The 17,683-nt window shown below is 30.1% G+C and carries 16 protein-coding genes, 1 tRNA gene and 1 pseudogene; 10 read left to right on the forward strand and 8 right to left on the reverse strand.

What is annotated here, in order from left to right; translation table 11 throughout:
• Positions 1 to 38: 38 nt before the first annotated feature.
• Entirely contained in the window at positions 39 to 437 is a 399-nt protein-coding gene (locus METOK_RS02460) for a 4Fe-4S binding protein (RefSeq protein ID WP_013866664.1), read from the forward strand.
• 93 nt (positions 438 to 530) lie between these two features.
• Positions 531 to 1,451 carry a TIGR00269 family protein gene (locus METOK_RS02465; protein ID WP_013866665.1) on the forward strand — a complete coding sequence of 307 codons (921 nt, stop codon included), beginning with the start codon at positions 531 to 533 and terminating at the stop codon, positions 1,449 to 1,451.
• Between the two features lie 46 nt (positions 1,452 to 1,497).
• Here METOK_RS02465 and thiI read toward each other — a convergent pair whose 3' ends face one another.
• Positions 1,498 to 2,748 carry a tRNA uracil 4-sulfurtransferase ThiI gene (gene thiI, locus METOK_RS02470; RefSeq protein WP_048058009.1) on the reverse strand — a complete coding sequence of 417 codons (1,251 nt, stop codon included), beginning with the start codon at positions 2,746 to 2,748 and terminating at the stop codon, positions 1,498 to 1,500.
• Between the two features lie 161 nt (positions 2,749 to 2,909).
• Between thiI and METOK_RS02475 the strand changes: the two genes are divergently transcribed.
• From METOK_RS02475 to METOK_RS02495, 5 genes are all read left to right on the forward strand, one after another.
• Entirely contained in the window at positions 2,910 to 3,902 is a 993-nt protein-coding gene (locus METOK_RS02475; RefSeq protein ID WP_013866667.1) for a tRNA lysidine(34) synthetase, read from the forward strand.
• Positions 3,903 to 4,236: 334 nt separating this feature from the next.
• Entirely contained in the window at positions 4,237 to 5,019 is a 783-nt protein-coding gene (locus METOK_RS02480) for a sulfide-dependent adenosine diphosphate thiazole synthase (RefSeq protein WP_013866668.1), read from the forward strand.
• Positions 5,020 to 5,163: 144 nt separating this feature from the next.
• Positions 5,164 to 5,652 carry a ribosomal protein S18-alanine N-acetyltransferase gene (rimI, locus tag METOK_RS02485; protein ID WP_013866669.1) on the forward strand — a complete coding sequence of 163 codons (489 nt, stop codon included), beginning with the start codon at positions 5,164 to 5,166 and terminating at the stop codon, positions 5,650 to 5,652.
• A gap of 2 nt (positions 5,653 to 5,654) precedes the next feature.
• Positions 5,655 to 6,998, forward strand: coding sequence for a methyl-coenzyme M reductase glutamine C-methyltransferase (locus METOK_RS02490; protein WP_013866670.1), 1,344 nt, complete (start codon positions 5,655 to 5,657; stop codon positions 6,996 to 6,998).
• A 156-nt stretch (positions 6,999 to 7,154) separates the two neighbouring features.
• Positions 7,155 to 8,174 carry an NOG1 family protein gene (locus METOK_RS02495; RefSeq protein ID WP_013866671.1) on the forward strand — a complete coding sequence of 340 codons (1,020 nt, stop codon included), beginning with the start codon at positions 7,155 to 7,157 and terminating at the stop codon, positions 8,172 to 8,174.
• An 87-nt stretch (positions 8,175 to 8,261) separates the two neighbouring features.
• On the opposite strand, the gene METOK_RS02500 is transcribed toward METOK_RS02495, so the two are convergent.
• The 6 genes from METOK_RS02500 to METOK_RS02525 form a co-directional block, all read right to left on the reverse strand.
• Positions 8,262 to 10,727, reverse strand: a complete 2,466-nt coding sequence (locus tag METOK_RS02500) for a plasma-membrane proton-efflux P-type ATPase (RefSeq protein WP_013866672.1) — start codon at positions 10,725 to 10,727, stop codon at positions 8,262 to 8,264.
• A gap of 183 nt (positions 10,728 to 10,910) precedes the next feature.
• Complete coding sequence (locus tag METOK_RS02505) at positions 10,911 to 11,396, reverse strand: 30S ribosomal protein S19 (RefSeq protein WP_013866673.1); 486 nt, start codon at positions 11,394 to 11,396, stop codon at positions 10,911 to 10,913.
• Between the two features lie 89 nt (positions 11,397 to 11,485).
• Positions 11,486 to 12,208 (reverse strand): 50S ribosomal protein L2, encoded by a 723-nt coding sequence (locus tag METOK_RS02510; protein WP_013866674.1) that lies wholly within the window; start codon positions 12,206 to 12,208, stop codon positions 11,486 to 11,488.
• Between the two features lie 118 nt (positions 12,209 to 12,326).
• Positions 12,327 to 12,587 carry a 50S ribosomal protein L23 gene (locus tag METOK_RS02515; RefSeq protein ID WP_013866675.1) on the reverse strand — a complete coding sequence of 87 codons (261 nt, stop codon included), beginning with the start codon at positions 12,585 to 12,587 and terminating at the stop codon, positions 12,327 to 12,329.
• A 109-nt stretch (positions 12,588 to 12,696) separates the two neighbouring features.
• Complete coding sequence (rpl4p, locus tag METOK_RS02520; RefSeq protein ID WP_048057847.1) at positions 12,697 to 13,455, reverse strand: 50S ribosomal protein L4; 759 nt, start codon at positions 13,453 to 13,455, stop codon at positions 12,697 to 12,699.
• Between the two features lie 49 nt (positions 13,456 to 13,504).
• Positions 13,505 to 14,506: a 50S ribosomal protein L3 gene (locus tag METOK_RS02525; RefSeq protein WP_013866677.1), complete on the reverse strand. Its 1,002-nt coding sequence runs from the start codon at positions 14,504 to 14,506 to the stop codon at positions 13,505 to 13,507.
• A 355-nt stretch (positions 14,507 to 14,861) separates the two neighbouring features.
• On the opposite strand from METOK_RS02525, the gene METOK_RS02530 reads away from it, so the two are divergent.
• Positions 14,862 to 15,374: a haloacid dehalogenase gene (locus METOK_RS02530; protein ID WP_332247746.1), complete on the forward strand. Its 513-nt coding sequence runs from the start codon at positions 14,862 to 14,864 to the stop codon at positions 15,372 to 15,374.
• Between the two features lie 88 nt (positions 15,375 to 15,462).
• On the opposite strand, the gene METOK_RS02535 is transcribed toward METOK_RS02530, so the two are convergent.
• Positions 15,463 to 15,537 (reverse strand) — tRNA-Ile (locus tag METOK_RS02535).
• A 215-nt stretch (positions 15,538 to 15,752) separates the two neighbouring features.
• Here METOK_RS02535 and METOK_RS02540 point away from each other — a divergent pair.
• Both METOK_RS02540 and METOK_RS02545 read left to right on the forward strand, forming a co-directional pair.
• Complete coding sequence (locus METOK_RS02540) at positions 15,753 to 16,367, forward strand: OB-fold nucleic acid binding domain-containing protein (protein ID WP_013866678.1); 615 nt, start codon at positions 15,753 to 15,755, stop codon at positions 16,365 to 16,367.
• A pseudogene (locus tag METOK_RS02545) lies at positions 16,351 to 17,561 on the forward strand (tripartite tricarboxylate transporter permease). The gene METOK_RS02540 and the pseudogene METOK_RS02545 overlap by 17 nt, the downstream one beginning before the upstream one ends.
• Positions 17,562 to 17,683 lie beyond the last annotated feature (122 nt).

Consider the following 17,683-nt stretch of genomic DNA (forward strand, 5'->3'; position numbering starts at 1 on the left):
GTGACGGAGCTCACCTTCATTTCATTAGGTGATAATATATGAAAAAAAGGATATATTACTGGGTAGCAGAGGAATTTGTAAATAAGCCGATAATTTCAGAAGTAATATTAAAAACAAAAATTATGATAAACATATTGATGGCAAAAATAAAACCACAGGAAAGCTTTTTAATGCTTGAATTAAATGGAAATGAAAACCAATTAAATGATGCCTTAAAAATCCTAACGATGTATGGCGAAGTTGAGGATGTTCCTAAAATGATACAAAAAAACGATGATAAATGTATAGATTGTGGTGCCTGTTTAGTCCATTGTCCTGTTAAAGCCATAACCATGAATGAAGATTTTAAAGTAATATTCGACGAAAATGAATGTATTGGATGCAAGAATTGTGCCAATGTCTGTCCTGTTAAAGCCATAAATATTCTTGACTTGTAATTAACTACTAATAATTACTTAACTTTATTCTATTTTAGGGATAATTATTATTTTATTTATATAATCTATTAAATTACTTTTTTGGTGATATTTATGAAATGTAGCATCTGTAAAAAAAATATAAGTTTCTATCATCAACGCCATTCTGGATTAAACTTCTGTAAGGAGTGTTTTGTAAAATACATAAAAAAGAAAGTTAGAAAAACCCTTGGTAAAAATATAATAAAACAAAATATGACAATAGGTATGGGGTTAAGTGGTGGAAAGGATAGTTTAGTAATGGCATATATACTAAATGAATTTTACAAACCAATACCTAACTCAAATATAATAGCTCTTATCGTTGATGAGGGTATTGAAGGATTTAGAAAAGATGGAGTAAATATGGCAATTAAATTTTGCGAAGAATATGACATAGCATATAAAATAGCCACTTTTAAAGAATATATTGGATATGATTTAGATGAGCTCGTCAAAATAGCAAAAGATAAAAACCTTACAATGAACCCATGTTCATTCTGCGGAGTCATTAGAAGAAAGATATTGAATAAAATGGCATTAAATGAAAAATGCAATTATTTGGCAATAGGCCATAATTTAGATGACATGGCACAGGCTATAATGATGAATTATATTGAGGGAGATGTTAAAAAATTGGCAATTTTAGGACATGATGCAAATAATCCAATGTTTGTTAAAAGAATAAAACCATTAAAATATATTCCAGAAAATGAAGTTTTATTATTTGCCGATTTACTTGAAATAAAATATCATAAAGCACCCTGTCCATATTCCTCAATGTCATATAGGGCAGAAATATCTGATATAATTGATAAACTTGAAGAAAACCATCCGGGAACAAAATACTCCATTGTTTCAGGTTTTGAAAAACTTTTAGAATATTTACCCGTTGAGAAAGAAATGAATGTATGCAAATACTGCAATGAGCCATCAGCTTCTGAAATATGCAAAGTTTGTATGTTTTTGGAAAAGTTAGGTATACTTAATGTTTAATGTAAAAATAATAAAAATTAAAATAAAATTAGTCTAACTTTTTTATCTATTTACTGTTTAATATCTTTTCAATCCTTTCAATCTCTTTAAGGTCCGCATTGGTGATAGGATATTTTGGAACTGCAAAGCACTTTATTTCCTTACTTGTTGATATGCCATAAGTGCCAATTTTCTTAGATATATCGATGATTTCGTTTTTATCCAGTCCAATAAGTGGCCTCAATATAGGATAAGATATTCCACGACTTATTACAGCTATATTTTTCAGTGTTTGAGATGCAACCTGACCCAAATTATCTCCATTTACAATAGCATCACAGTTTAGTTCTTTCGCGTATTTTTCAGCAATTTTGAGCATGTTTTTTTTACAGAATATGCATGTATATTTTTCTTTTCCAATTTCCTTTAAACAGCTTTTTATATTTTGTAATTCCTCTTTGTAATCCTTAACTATAAGTTTTGATGTATAATCGTAATCATTCAACACATTAAAGATTTTTTCAGTCTTTTTAAGTCCTTCTTCTGATATTTTTAGATGCAAAAACACTGCATTACATCCTCTTTTAATCATTAGATATGAGGCTACTGGGCTGTCTATTCCATCAGAAAGCAGAATTAAAACCTTTCCCTGTGTTCCAACAGGTATTCCCCCAACTCCCTCAATCCTTCTTGTAAATATATATGCCTTATCAATTAATTCAATACCAATATATATATCGGGATTTTTAAGATTTACCTTTAAATTAATGTTTTTTAATTGTTTATTATTGATACTATTATTACTATTATTATTGTTATTGTTATTACTGTTATTTTTATCTTCAATTTTAAGTTTATCAAATTCATCTATAATTACTGCTCCAATTTGCCTACTTAATTCCATTGAATTCATATTAAACTGTTTTTTAATCCTTTGAGTTTTTACTGCAAAAGTTATGGTTTTATTGTTGTTGTCATCATCATAAATATCTGTATTGATATGTTGGATTATTTGACGGAGCTCATCTTTAAATACGCTAATTGAAAATTTTTCAATATCTTTTATATTTAAATCACATTCTAAACATGGGCTAAATGAAACTATTCCGGGGATTTTTCTTAAAAGTTCAAGTGCTTTATCCATATTATTTTTATCAATCGTCAAAAGCAATCTTGTATGAAGAATTTCCACATCCGATTCAATATTATATTTTTTAAGAGTCATTTCAATATTATTTTTAAGTATTAACTCAAATCTCTTTCTTGTATGTCTTGATTTTGTCCCTATCTCTCCATACCTAATTATTACTTTATTCATTAATCTATTCATTAATTTATTTTTAGTTCTATTATTTTCATCAATATCCAATGTTTCACCAATAATATATTTTTATATTAGACCTAATGAAAATAATATATCGCTGTTATTTAAATATGTATAACTATTAAATTATAATAAAATTATTAAATTGTGAAATTATGATAAATATAAAAGAACTAAAAAAATACTGCAATCCATCTTATTTAACCATAAGAAACGATAAAATAATAATAAACAACAAAAGATTGGCGAGATTGTCTAAAACTAAAATAAAAAAAATAGAAGAAGAGTTTGGAATACCTGTAATTTATTCAAGAAGTTATGAAAATATATCCCAAAAGATGGGAAGACATATATCAAAATATAAAATAATAAATCCCAAAGATAAGATAATTGTAGGATTAAGTGGTGGAAAGGATAGTTTGGCATTACTGCATCTTTTAGAACCATATCGGAGGAGATACGGAATAGAAATTTATGCCATTACAATTGATTTAAATATAAATGGTATTAGACCTTGGAGCTCCGATAATAAAAATATGGCATCTATAAAAAAACACTGCGAAAATTTAAATATACCTCATAAAATCATAGGTTTCGATAAAGATGTAGTTGAAATGTCTAAAATTCTTTCTGAAAATACAAAAGGTATTGAATATTCCCCCTGCTTCTCATGTTCTGTTGTAAGAAGATACATATTAACAAATTTTGCTATGAAGTTGCTGGAAGTAAATACAAACAATATTGATATAAATAAAATAAAAATATGTCTTGGACATACCTTAGAGGACAATTCAGATACAATACTTGCAAATATACTTAAAGGAGATGTAATAAAAACATTAGAACCTTTAAAGAATTTTGAGGAGGCTGTATTTGATTTCAAAGAATTTAAACTTAAACTTCAAAAAAGCACAATTATTAGACCGTTATTAAGTGTATCTGAAAAGGAGATTATAAAAGCACTTAACGAATGCAGCATATCCTATTACAGAGATAAGGACGAATGTCCATACAGTAGGGATAAAGGAGATAGTATAAGAAAAAAATCCCATGAAATCCTTGACTATCTTGAAAAAGATGTTAAAAATGTAAGAGAGATGGTAGTATCTTCCATTTTAAAATCCATGGAATTTTATGGAAAAAAATAAAAATAAAAATAGACATACCTTAATTATATATACTAAAATTAATTAAGTTAAAATTAAAATTGGTATTTATACTTTTCATGATGAATTATTTATTTAATAATTATATACTTAGTGCGGGTCATTTTGTAAATTCTTTAAATATCAACACCTAATGTTATAACAAATTTAATCGTTCTCATATGATGAATGAAAATTAAAAAGTTAATGAAAACGAATTATTACGCCCACGCTAAATAATTATATACTTCTGTAAGTAATAAAAAGAAAAAAGAGATATATAAATAACAGTATATTAAAAAGAAAAAAGAAAGATTTAAAATGATAAGGTGAAATAATGGATAAATTTAAAATAGAAGAAAAAGATGTTACCACCTCAATATTAAAAGCTACATTTAATATGTGGATGGATATTGTTGATGTTGATGTTGTAATTGTTGGAGCAGGTCCAAGTGGATTAACTGCTGCAAGATATTTGGCAAAGGAAGGTGTAAAAGTTGTAGTAGTGGAAAGACATTTATCCTTTGGAGGAGGAACATGGGGCGGAGGTATGGGACACCCATATATTACCGTTCAGAAACCTGCTGATGAGATTTTAAGAGAGGTAGGTGTAAAATTGGAAGAGATAGATGGTGGATTATATGTTGCCGACTCTGTTGAAGTTCCAGCAAAGTTAGGAGTTGGTGCAATAGATGCAGGCGTAAAAATTTTAACAGGCGTAATTGTCGAAGATTTAATTTTAAAAGAAAATAAAGTTTCAGGAGTGGTAATTAACTCATACGCTATCGATAAAGCAGGTCTTCACATAGACCCATTAACAATAAATGCAAAATATGTAATAGATGCCACTGGACATGATGCCTCAGTTACAAATACCCTTGCAAGAAAAAATAAAGATTTAGGACTTGAAGTTCCAGGCGAAAAATCACTTTGGGCAGAAAAGGCTGAAAACTCAATATTGAGACATACAAGAGAAATATTCCCTGGATTATTTGTATGTGGAATGGCTGCAAATGCTACACATGGTGGATACAGAATGGGTGCAATATTTGGAGGGATGTATCTCTCAGGTAAAAAGGTTGCCGAGTTAATACTGGAAAAATTAAAAAATAATGATTAAAAAATAATAAAAATAAAATATAACAATAAAAGAAAATAGAAAATAGAAAATTTTGCTTTTTTATATTCGCTATTATTTTATTATTTTTTTATATATTATCATATTAATTATAGATTATATTAATTTACAGCTAATGTGAGAGTAATGGTCAAAATTAGAAGGTTAATGGAAAAGGACATAAATAGAATAATAGAAATAGAAAAGGAATCTTTTGAATATAGTTATCCACCTACATTGATAAGGCAACTATATATATCATTTCCAGATGGATTTTTGGTAGCAGAGGATAGCAATGGAAATATAATGGGATATGTTATAGCTACAATGGAATGGGGAAATGGACATATAGTATCCATTGCAGTAGGTAAAAATTATAGAAATAAAGGTGTAGGGGCTCTATTGTTAAATGCTATAGAGGACTATCTATTCAAAAAATGCAATGCAAAATATATAGTTCTTGAAGTAAGGTTTGATAACATAAATGCAAGAAAATTTTATTATAAAAAAGGATATGAGGATAAACGACTGCTATCAGAATATTATGATGATGGTTCAGATGCCATATTGATGGTGAAAAAAAATCCGTATCTTGAATCTAACAATTATTATCCTATTATTGTTAATATGTGGTAAAAATGAAAAAAATAACTATTTACTCACCTAATTACTACACATACGGTGCAATGCTTATTGGAGGAGTGTTAAAGGAAAAATTTAAAAACAAATACGATGTTAAATTAGTTAAAACACTTGATAACAATAGCATAAATTTATTTTTAAAATCTGATTATGTTCTTTTGAGCTTGTATTCAACACTCCATCTTATGGATAAAAATTTAAAAAAAGTCATAGAGCTCCTACAAAACAACAATAAACACAACAGTAAAAAAACAAAGATATTTGTTGGTGGTCCAGTATCTGCCTATCCAGAGATTGTATTAAATGAATTAAATGTAGATGGCGTGATATTGGGAGAAGGGGAGATAATAACTCCAAAAATTATAGAAGGAGATAAAGAAGGTCTTGCATATTTGGAAAATGGAGAAATAATAATAAATAAACCAAAACCAAAACCAAAACTTGACTTTTCAAAACCGCTAATACCAAAGGATATCGGAGCTCAGAGTATAAGAGGTGCAAATGTATATATTGAAACCCATAGGGGATGCATAGGAAACTGCACTTTTTGTCAAGTTCCAAAGTTTTTTGGAAAGGATATAAGAAGCAAACCTTTGGAATTAATTTTGGAGGAAGTAAAAGAATTTAAAAAGAAAGGCGTTAAAAGAATAGCCATAAGTGGCGGAACAGGAAGTTTATACAATTTTAAAAAAGAGGTAAATAAATCCATGTTTATTGAACTTTTGGAAAAGGTTTCAAGAATCATTGGAAATAAAAACCTATCTGTCCCAGATATGAGGGTGGATTATGTTGATAGAGATACATTAACGGCTGTTAAAAAATATACCATTGGATGGGTATTTTATGGTATAGAAAGCGGAAGTGATAAAATATTAAAATCCATGAAAAAGGGAACAAATCGAGAAAAAAATCTTAATGCCGTAAATTTGGCAAAAGAGTGCGGTGTAAAGGTTGGTGGAAGTTTTATCGTTGGACATCCTGAGGAAAAGGAAGTAGATTATTTACTTACAAAAGATTTTATAGTAGATGCCGAGCTCGACGATGTTTTTGTATCCATTGCAGAACCAATACCAAAAACCGAATTATGTGATTTAATTTTAGATACGCCTATTGAGAAAAATCCAACATTTAAAACCCATTTAGGTCCATACAAAAGATTAAATTTAACGGAAAGTGAAGCCCGATGTTTTGATTTACTTCTTCACGCTGAAAATTGGAAATCAAATCCACATATTCTAACAAAACAGTTATATTCGATTTATTTAAATGAGGCAAAAACACAGGGCAAAGATATAAGAAATATAACGAATTTAATATTTAAATATAAAAAGTTTTTATAAGATAATAAAGGATAAGGAGTAATTTACTTCATTTTATATCTTATTTTAAGATTTTTATAAAATTTTATTATTTATTATTTACATCAATAGTTATGATATAAGGAATTAAATAAATTTGAGTTTTATAACTAACTTCATTTCATTAGGTGATATTATATGAAAGAGAGAATAGAAGCAAACCCATTTAGAAAGATACCTACAATATTATATCCAGATGAGCTCATGGATAAGGCATATAACAGAGCTGAAAAAGTTGCAGGTGAGCTCCGAAAAACTACCCGTGGAGAGAGTTTATATAAATCAAGAATAATCGAGGAACACAAGGTAAGAACAACGGCATCAGTTATAGGGGATTATTTAGCAAATGTAATAGCAAAAACTCCATCAGTGGATAATTTAAATCCATTTTATAGAGAGATACTTGAAATTTTAATAGATACCGATGAATTTAAAAAATCTCTCGGAGCTCTACAATGGGCTTCTGAATTTATAAAGAAACTTGGGAATATATATGGTAGAAAGATTAGAGAGGCAAGAACTGCTCAACAGACATCGATTATAAGAAAGGAGTTTTTAGGTAGAGTTTCATCTGTTTTAAAACAAATATACCCTAATTTAGCATGTATTGCCGTTGCAAGAGAAAAATTAAAGAATATTCCAACTGTAAAAGATATTCCAACTGTTGTAATAGCGGGATACCCAAATGTCGGTAAATCTACCTTATTAAAAAAATTAACAAATGCAGAACCAGAAGTAAATGCCTATCCATTTACAACAAAGGGGTTAAATGTTGGATATTCTGACTACGGTATTCAGTTTGTAGATACACCCGGTGTTTTGGATAGACCTATTTATGAGAGAAATGATATAGAGCTCCACGCAGTTGTGGCTTTGAACTATCTCGCTGACTCCATAATATATGTTATAGACCCAACAGAATACTGCGGTTATACCGTTGAAGAACAGTTAAATTTGTTAAATGAAATTGAAAAAACCTTTAAAGTGCCGATAATCGTAGCAATAAATAAAATCGATGTTGAAGGTTATGAGAAAAATCTAAAAAAGATAGAGATGTTTTTAACGGATAAAAATATGGATGCTTTGAAAATATCCACTGAAAAGAATATTAATTTGGATAAGTTAAAAAGAAAAATTATGGAAATAATGAGGGGATAAAACTAAAAAATATTAATAAATAATAATAAGTTATAATGATAAAAATAATGATATTAAAAAATTAAATAAATAAAAATTAGGTATAAATTACATATTTAGCTTTTTTACCATTATTTTTTTAACAATATCATTTATAAACATCCAAACTGTCGCATATATCCAAATAAATATTGCCCATTTCCAACCTATTGGTGTTATCAATATACCATACACTGCAATGAGTGTTCCGATAATATTTGTAATCATAACACCCCAAAACAGTATTGAACCTGGGTAGGGTTTTTTCCATAACCAATCCTTTGTTCTTGTAACAAATATGGTAGAATGGCCTGCAATTATAAGTTTTAAGAATATAAATGTTTGAATAAATCCGTATTGACCAGGATATAACATCTCTGCAATGTAGTATATTAAGAATGAGCTCACCAAACCAGCTAACCCAAGAACTGTGGATATTGGCAATACCTTTTTCATATTCCAACTTACAGGTTTATCCTGTTCTACTACATTATCGTAGGCTATTGCAAGTATTGGCACATCATTTAAAAGTGCTAAAAGGACTACCATCAATGCAGTAATAGGATAGAAATTAAATACAAGTATTGATAAAGTCATAAAGAATAAAATTCTTATGGTTTCACATATTCTATAAATTACATAGGATTCCATCCTTTGAAATATCCTTCTTGCTTCGGTAATGGCATCTGCAATTACCGATATACCCGGAGATAAAAGCACAATATCAGCAGCAGCTCTTGCAGCATCTGTTGCTCCAGCCACAGCTATACCACAATTTGCCTTTTTAAGTGCAGGTGCATCATTTACACCATCCCCTGTCATACCAACAAAATGTTTTTTCTTTTGAAGAATATCCACTATTCTGTATTTATGCTCTGGATATACCTCTGAAAATCCATCAGCCTCCTCCACTAAATTTTCCATTTCTGATTCTTTTTTCATTTTTAGGAGCTCAGTCATGGAAACTATCTTATCCCCTATGCCGAGCATTCTTGCTATATTTTTTGCTATGGCTATGTGGTCTCCTGTAACCATTTTAACAAATACACCCAGCTGTTTTATTTTTGAAATAGCTTCTGGCGCATCCTCCCTTGGAGGGTCATACAATGGAACAATACCTACAAACTCCCATCCATTGCCCCTATCAACAGCCACTCCTAATGCTCGATATCCTTGTTCTGCCAATTTATCTATGGTTTTTGATACTTCTTCTTTTGTAGATTCATCAAGATTGCATAATTCAGCTATTACCTGCGGAGCTCCCTTGGCTGTTTTAAATGATGTTCCATCTGAGGATACCAAAGCCTCAGTTCTTTTTATAACAGGGTCAAATGGTTTAAATTCCAATAACTTATATTTCTTTAACTCGTCAAATATATTTAATTTTTTGGCTTCGTTTAATATTGCCATATCTATGGCATCAGCATCGGAATCCTCATATCTTGAAGCCAATACTGCATAGAATATAACATCCTCTTTTTTAAAACCATTAAATGGAACAAGGTCTCCACAGACAAGCTGATTTTTTGTAAGGGTTCCTGTTTTATCCGAACATAGTATATCCACACTTGCGAGCTCCTCTATGGAAACAAGTTTTGTTACAACAGCCTGTTTTTTTGCAAGATTTAGAGCTCCGATTGCCATGGTAATAGAAAGCACTGCGGGCATGGCTGCTGGTATGGATGCCACTGCAAGCACCAATGCAAACCTCAATGTTTCAATTAAACTTTCATGCCTATAAAGTGAGACTGCGAATATAATGGCAATCAATACTATTGCAAGTATTATTAAATAATTTCCCACAGTGATTATCATCTTTTGAAATGAGCTCACAGTTTTTGCACTTTCTACCAATTTAACGGTCTTTCCAAAATAGGTGTTTGCACCTGTGGCTTTTACAACGCCGATAACCTCTCCTCTTTTTATTATAGAACCTGAATAAATTTCATCACCAATATGTTTGCTAACTGGAAGAGACTCCCCAGTAAGTGCGGATTCATCAACAGAAACATAATCTCCATCAACTATAATCATATCAGCAGGCACAATGTCCCCTATCTTTACCCTTATAATATCCCCTGGCACAAGGTATTTTGCAGCTATGGTTTCCCATTTTCCATCCCTTAAAACCTTTGCCCTTAATGCCATTTTTTGTTTTAAAGCCTCTACTACATTTTCTGCTTTATGCTCTTCCCAAAATCCAACAATACCATTAACAATAAGAAGTGCTGTAATTATTCCAAAATCTGCCCAATCCTTAACTGATGCCGATAAAATAGCTGCTATTTCAATCATCCAAGGTATTGGACCCCAAAAATAAGATAAAAACTTTATAATTGGATTTACTTTTTTTTCTCCTATCTCGTTATATCCATATTTTTCTAAAAGTTTTTTAACCTCTTCTGATGATAAACCATTTTTTAGGGAGGTATTAAATGATTTAATCACTAAATCCTTATTAAAAGGTTCTTCTTTTATGTTGCTATTTACAACCTCACCAGCTGAGCTCATATTTTCTTTTTTATTATTGTCCATAATCCCACCAATATAATAATTAAAAATAATAATCAAAAACCATATAATAAACATAATAATATCAATATAATATGATGAAATATAATATATATAAAATAATATAAAAATGGATAACTAAATAAATATTATGCTATATTTAGATATACAGATTTATTTAAAAATAAAAAAAATAATAAAAAAGGTTTATTTAATTGGAACAAACATAGAACCTCTTGTAGCTCCCATACCTGGGGAACCGTGCTGAACAATTTTTCTTGTTGGTGCAAATTCTCCAAGATATCTTCCAATAGCCTCTTCAACTATTTTTACTTCTTGGAATTCTTTACCATTGTAGATTCCAAATGTTAATCCAACCATATCTGGTGTAATCACAAAATCCCTACAATGTGTTCTTATAACTCTTGGTTCTTTTCCCCTATTCAACAATCTTCTTGCCTTTTTAATTTTTATTACCAATTTTTTCTGTTTTGGGCTAATTCCTCTCATCATACTTCTTCTCTGTCTTGAAGGAATTATTTCCATAAACTTTTTCATTGGCATTTCTTGGAGCTCCTCTAATGTATATCCTTTGTATTTAAACTCCACTCTTCTTCTTGGTGCTACTTGTTTTTTCGTTTTAGATTTTCTTCTAGGCTTTCCTTTACCGCTAAATTTTTTTTGTCTAGCCATTTTTTCACCCATTTATATTTTTTGGGTTATGACAACCATATATCTCCTATATTTTATTATATATTGTCAAACCTTTATTTATCTTTTATTTATCTTTTTCCTGTCCTTCTAGCAGCTATATGTCCTACTTTTCTACCAGGAGATGTTTTCCTTGAAATTGTTGTAGGTTTTCCTGTGTGTTGGTGTCTTCCACCACCAAATGGGTGGTCCACAGCATTCATTGCCACACCTCTAACTTTTGGCCAGATGCTTGCCTTATTCTTCATAGCATGGTATTTTTTACCAGCTTTTGTAATAGGCTTTTCTTTCCTACCACCGCCTGCAACTACACCGATTGTTGCCCTACACATAGGATTTAATGTTTTCATGAATCCTGATGGTAATTTTACTATTGTTTTACCAACATCATGTGCAATAATGTGTGCGTAGCATCCACCAGACCTTACAAGTTTTCCACCGTCACCGGGGATTGTTTCAATATTATAAACTGGAATACCTTCTGGTATTTCACCTAATGGCAAAACATTTCCAGGTTTTATTTCCGCACTTATTCCACATTCAATTGCTTCATTAATTCTCATTCCTTCTGGAACCAATATCAGCCTTTCTTCCCCATTTTCAAATCTTACCTTAGCTACTGGGGCACTTCTTCCAGGGTCATGAAGTATATCTACAATTGTTCCAAGGATTTTATCCTTTTTCTCCATCTCATCAAATTTTCTATATTTTACTTCTCCTTTTCTCTTATGGGTTGGTGAGGTATATCTTGGAGTTCCCCTACCTCTATTTTGGGACATTAGTCTTTTACCCATTATATCACCTATGAGCTCAGTTTTAAGTAAATCATTCCTAATAATTCTAAGTTATTACCCCTAATTTATCAAATAATTAGATGAATTATGAATTATTAATATTAAATTAGTAAGGATTTTAGTAAATACCTAAATTAGCGGCGATTTCTCCTGCATCATATTCATCTTTTAATTTTATATATACTTTTTTCTGACCTTTTGGGGTAATTAATGTGTTTAACTCTTTTACTTCTGCATTGAAAAGTTCCTTAATAGCATTTTTAACATCTGTTTTTGTAGCTTTTTTATCAATGTAAAATACCAATTTATTTTCTTCCTCAATGAGTTTCATTGTTTTTTCACTGATTATTGGCATTTTGATAACGTCAAAGGCATCCATGCCATCACCTCATAAAATAAACATATCATCCACTATATGACTAATGCCTAAAATGGATTATATTTAAATTAAAATGTTATTGAGTATTATTAAATATTATTAAATAATCTTAAAACCTTTCATTTAGTTTTTCCACAGCTTTTTCAGTCCATAATGTTAATCTTCCAGCATCTGCACCAGGTGCTATATGCATTACTCCTAAGTCATCAGCTGTAATTACATCTACACCGGGGAGGTTTTTTGAAGCTTTAACAGCATCGCATAAACTGCTTACTACAACTAAAACACTTTTTGGTTTTCTATATTTTCGTCCTCTTAATTTACCAATTCCTGCCCTAATTTTAATTCCTTCCTTAGCTCTTTCAACATCTTTATCCAAGCCTAAGTTTTTGAATGTTTCCAAAACTTCTTTTGTTTTTTTAAGGTTTTCAAATTCATTATCTACGATTAATGGAATTGATGGAACTTCATCAATAACATGCCCTCTACTTTTTACAATTTCAGAGTTTGCCGATGCAGCGATTGCACTCATCAATGCCTTTAATCTTTCTTTTCTATTTATCCTTTCATACAATATTTTTTCTACCTTTGGGGGATGGCATCTTCTTCCACCCACAGCCTGAGGAACAAATGCTCCCTGTCCTTGTCCTGTTCTTTTAACTCTTGCTCTACCATGTCCTTTACCTATTGATTTTGCAGAGGTTCTCTTCCCTGCCATAAAATCTACGCCTTTTGGCTGCAATCTTGCAGTTAAGGAGGATAAGAACGCTCTTCTAATCAAATCTGGTCTGTATTCTGTTTCAAATACCGCAGGTAATTCAGTTTCTCCCTTTTCAGAACCGTCCATGTTATAAACTTTAACCTTCATTATAACACCCATCCGTGTTTTTATGCTATTATTTTATTTATTTAATCATTTAATTTCCTTGCTTGGATTCTTTACTTATATAGGTTATTTCTGGCAATCCAAACCTATCTTCTGGACATCTTATAGCTCCTCTTAATACAACCATTCTTTTTGCAGGTCCTTGAACTGAACCTTTAACTAAAACATAGTTGTTTTTAACATCTCCGTAGTGCAAAAATCCACCTTTTGGAACTATTTCCTCTCCATTGTTTCCTATCTTTAAAATTCTCTTGTTATATTCTGTTCTCTGATGGTATCCCATCTGACCAGCCATAGGAACTGTCCACATAACTCTTTTTGGTGTCCATGGACCAATAGAACCAGTATGTCTTCCAACACCTTTGTTTCTGTGTTTTCCAAACTGTATCTTAATACCCCATCTTTTAACAGGTCCTTGGAATCCTTTACCTTTTGTAATTGCTATGGTATCTATGAATTCACCGTCTGTAAATACATCATTTATAGATAATGTTTTACCAAGTATCTCCTTAGCATATGCCAATTTTTCGCTGATATTATTTCCGCCTATTCTTATTTCGATTATTTCTGGTTTTTTCTTTGGCAAGTTAGTATTTTTTGGATTCGTATGAACGATTGCCCTTACTTCTGCAATTTTATCTGCCACTTCGTCCAATTTTTCTATGTTAGCTTTTGGCTCTTTTGGTGTGGTTATTTTTCTATTTAACTCTTTATCTAAGTTTTCAGCCCAAACCTCTGTTAATGTTTTTAAACCTTTTGTAGTTTTTTCATAAACTCTTATCCCAGCTACTGTAATATCGGGAGCTTCCAACACTGTAACTGGCGTGAATACATCTTGTTCTGCATTTGGGCTTTTAGGATTGTTTTCTTTAACCAAAGCATGAGTTGTTCCTGCCTTATATACAGGGAATGCTTGAAGCCTAACTTTTTCATCGTTTGGCCATGACCTGATTTTTGGTACTGGTCTTTTTGCTCTTTTTCTTGGGCTAAATGCCAAAGAACCCCTACGAGGTCTATTTCTTTTCATACCCATAATCTAACCTCCTAATAAATTTAATTTAGATATACATAGAATTTTTGAGATATATAATTAAAAAATATATAAATATTTTCTACTATTGAACATATATAAAAAAACAACCTGTCAGTAGCATATATGCCTTTTCAGGTTTTTCGACATGATGCCTTATTAGTGTTAAGTATTGTTATATATATACTTAACTCTTATAGCAGAATAATTAAAAAGATATACTTTATTAAAATTGAATATTATATAAAACTTTTGGTGATTATATGTGTGATATGGATTTAATTAAATATTTTGAAGAAAAAGATAATCTAAGGGAATCAATTTTAAAATATTCAAGAGATATAGTAAGGACTGTGCAATGAACATACGCCATATTCAAAAAAAGAATAAAAATATCCCACTTAATGAACTAACTAATGAACTAACTGATAAAATCATAAAACTAAACACTATGGTAGAAAATTATGATGATTTTAAAAAATACCTAAAAACACCTCAGCAGGAATATGTAGAAACTACTGTGTTTTATAATATCGTTTTTAATAATAGATTTTTAGGATATTCTGAATTTAAAGAACATATAAAACCAGAAAACTATATTCTTGGACTTTGTGATGTTATAGGGGAATTAAGAAGGATTATTTTGGAATCTATTAAAAATGACTGTGTTGAAGATGCTAAAAAATATTATGAATTCATGGAAAATATATATGGGTTTATAATGCAATTTGACTATTACCATGTAATAGATGATTTAAGAAGAAAACAGGATGTATCTCGAAATTTATTGGAAAAAACCAATAGTGATTTAGTTAATTTTATTGAAAATTTGAAATTAAGAAACGAAATTAAGAGATTAAAAATGAAATAGTAATAATCAATAAATAAAAATGTATATAACTACATAAACCTAAAATAATGTATATAAATACATAAATATTTATTTCCAAAATAAAAAGTAGGGCAGCGGGGATTCGAACCCCGGACCACTCGGTTATCAGCCGAGCACTCTAACCAGGCTGAGCCACTGCCCTACAAAACTAATTTTACCGATTAAGAACGCAAAATGAAATAAGTTATTTTAGTATATAAAGTTTTCTATAATCCAAAAATCTAAATTTAATTAGTTATCATATTTTTAAGATAATTCATTTATAATCCGTAGAATGTGAGCTCCTATTAACCCCCAAAAATGCGAGCTCTCCAAAAAATAGAAAAAGTTAAATATCTCAATGAAACAGGTATAATTATGAAACTAACAGAAAAAAGAATTGGAATAATATGTATTGGAGCAGTTCTGATAGGGATTATATTTTTACATTTTTATGAGCTCACACCAAAAACTGAAAAGATAGCGGATATCAAAGAGGGGGATTATGTTAAAATCGTGGGGGTTATTCAAGATATGAAAGTAGTGAGAGATGATTGCAGATATATCCAAAAAATTAAATATATAAAAATAAGAGATGATTCTGGTGGAGATTTAAGAATATATGCGTTTAAGGATGTTAATAATGATTTAACCAATTATATCAAAAGCACAAACCCTACAATAAAAGAAGGAGACATTGTTGAGGTAATAGGTACGATTAAAGTATATAACGGCATTTATGAAATAATTTTGGATGATGCATCCAATTTTAAATTGATTGAAAAGAAAAATTTCGAAAGGGATATATATCTATCCCCTAACCCAACTAATATTTACGCTTCAAAATATGGAAAAACATATCATACATCTAAAAATTGTCCGTATGGTAAGAAAATAAAGGATAAAAATAAGATTTACTTCTATTCTGAGGAGGATGCAAAGGCACTGGGTTATAAAAAATGTAAATGGTGTAATGATGCCTCAAATAATTAACTTATTTAATTTACTTTTTTTGTTTTTAGGGTGTATTTGCGGAACCTTTACAGGATTGCTACCAGGTATCCATCCAAATACTGTTATACCAATTTCAATTATGGTGATATATCCCTATGTTGGCTCTTCAAATTTTGTATGTTTTTTAATTGGTATGGTAATCACCCATTATTTTATAAACTATATACCTTCGGCATTTATTGGTGTTCCAGATGATGAAACCGCTGTTTCTGTCATTCCACTGCATAATTTAACATTAAAAGGATACGGACATGAGGGGGTAATGTTATGCGGTTTTGGAGGATTTATGGGCATAATTATTTCATTGATTATATTGTTTTATTACTATCTCTAAACTTAGATTTACATGGGGCATTTCAATCGTTTAGACCATCCATTCCTTATGCGTTAATTTCATTATTATTTATATCAATTATTCTTTCAAAAAACCGATTTTGGACTATTGTTATTGTGATTTTATCAGGTCTTTTTGGTATAGAGGTCTTGTATAATCATTCCCCTGTTAGTTATATATTGACTGCAATATTTACAGGAATGTTTGGCGTTCCCTTACTGTTGGAAAACTTAAAAACCGATAAACTAAACCATCAAATCATTACATTTCCTGATTTAGACATATCTCTTCTAAAATCTTCTTTTGCTGGAACCATTGGTGGATTTTTGAGAATATTTTTACCCGCTATTGGCGGAGCTCAGATAAATTTCTTTTTAAGTAAATTGATAAGAGAGGATGATATAAAAAACTTCTTAGTGTCTCAGGGAGCCATAACACTTTCAAACGAGGTTTTTTCTATATTGGCACTTTTATTAATAGGCCATGGAAGAAGTGGAACAGCTGTGGCAATAAAAAATCTATCAATTGATTTAAATTTTAATATCGTTATTTACATGTTAATAGTGGCTGGATTGGGATATGCTATGCTGTGTTTTATATCAAAACATTTTTTGAGATATATATCATATATCAACTATGGAAAAATTTCATTTTATTTAATCATCTTTTGTAGTGCTGTTGTTTTTATGTTGGGATATTTTTCAAATTATTTATTATATTATATCTTAGTATATGCAATAGCGGCATGTTTGGGAGTGTCATGCGTAAAATTTAAAGTAAATATGTCATATATGATGAGTGTTCTTATATTCCCAACAATTTTATATTATATTTGTTAATATCGAAAGTGATAATGTATTTACTTTTTATCAATTTAATAATGTTGATAGTGTATTAATTATAACAATAAATAATAATAAAATAAAATGGTAAAATGAATTAAAATAAAAAATACCTATAA

This window comes from Methanothermococcus okinawensis IH1, from assembly GCF_000179575.2.
GTDB lineage: Archaea > AGJL01 > Methanococci > Methanococcales > Methanococcaceae > Methanofervidicoccus > Methanofervidicoccus okinawensis.

Bases quoted from the DNA above. Each gene is read 5' to 3' on its own strand.
- METOK_RS02460 (WP_013866664.1), top strand. From the start codon at position 39: ATGAAAAAAAGGATATATTACTGGGTAGCAGAGGAATTTGTAAATAAG.
- METOK_RS02465 (WP_013866665.1), top strand. From the start codon at position 531: ATGAAATGTAGCATCTGTAAAAAAAATATAAGTTTCTATCATCAACGC.
- thiI (WP_048058009.1), bottom strand. From the start codon at position 2,748: ATGAATAAAGTAATAATTAGGTATGGAGAGATAGGGACAAAATCAAGA.
- METOK_RS02475 (WP_013866667.1), top strand. From the start codon at position 2,910: ATGATAAATATAAAAGAACTAAAAAAATACTGCAATCCATCTTATTTA.
- METOK_RS02480 (WP_013866668.1), top strand. From the start codon at position 4,237: ATGGATAAATTTAAAATAGAAGAAAAAGATGTTACCACCTCAATATTA.
- rimI (WP_013866669.1), top strand. From the start codon at position 5,164: ATGGTCAAAATTAGAAGGTTAATGGAAAAGGACATAAATAGAATAATA.
- METOK_RS02490 (WP_013866670.1), top strand. From the start codon at position 5,655: ATGAAAAAAATAACTATTTACTCACCTAATTACTACACATACGGTGCA.
- METOK_RS02495 (WP_013866671.1), top strand. From the start codon at position 7,155: ATGAAAGAGAGAATAGAAGCAAACCCATTTAGAAAGATACCTACAATA.
- METOK_RS02500 (WP_013866672.1), bottom strand. From the start codon at position 10,727: ATGGACAATAATAAAAAAGAAAATATGAGCTCAGCTGGTGAGGTTGTA.
- METOK_RS02505 (WP_013866673.1), bottom strand. From the start codon at position 11,396: ATGGCTAGACAAAAAAAATTTAGCGGTAAAGGAAAGCCTAGAAGAAAA.
- METOK_RS02510 (WP_013866674.1), bottom strand. From the start codon at position 12,208: ATGGGTAAAAGACTAATGTCCCAAAATAGAGGTAGGGGAACTCCAAGA.
- METOK_RS02515 (WP_013866675.1), bottom strand. From the start codon at position 12,587: ATGGATGCCTTTGACGTTATCAAAATGCCAATAATCAGTGAAAAAACA.
- rpl4p (WP_048057847.1), bottom strand. From the start codon at position 13,455: ATGAAGGTTAAAGTTTATAACATGGACGGTTCTGAAAAGGGAGAAACT.
- METOK_RS02525 (WP_013866677.1), bottom strand. From the start codon at position 14,506: ATGGGTATGAAAAGAAATAGACCTCGTAGGGGTTCTTTGGCATTTAGC.
- METOK_RS02530 (WP_332247746.1), top strand. From the start codon at position 14,862: ATGAACATACGCCATATTCAAAAAAAGAATAAAAATATCCCACTTAAT.
- METOK_RS02540 (WP_013866678.1), top strand. From the start codon at position 15,753: ATGAAACTAACAGAAAAAAGAATTGGAATAATATGTATTGGAGCAGTT.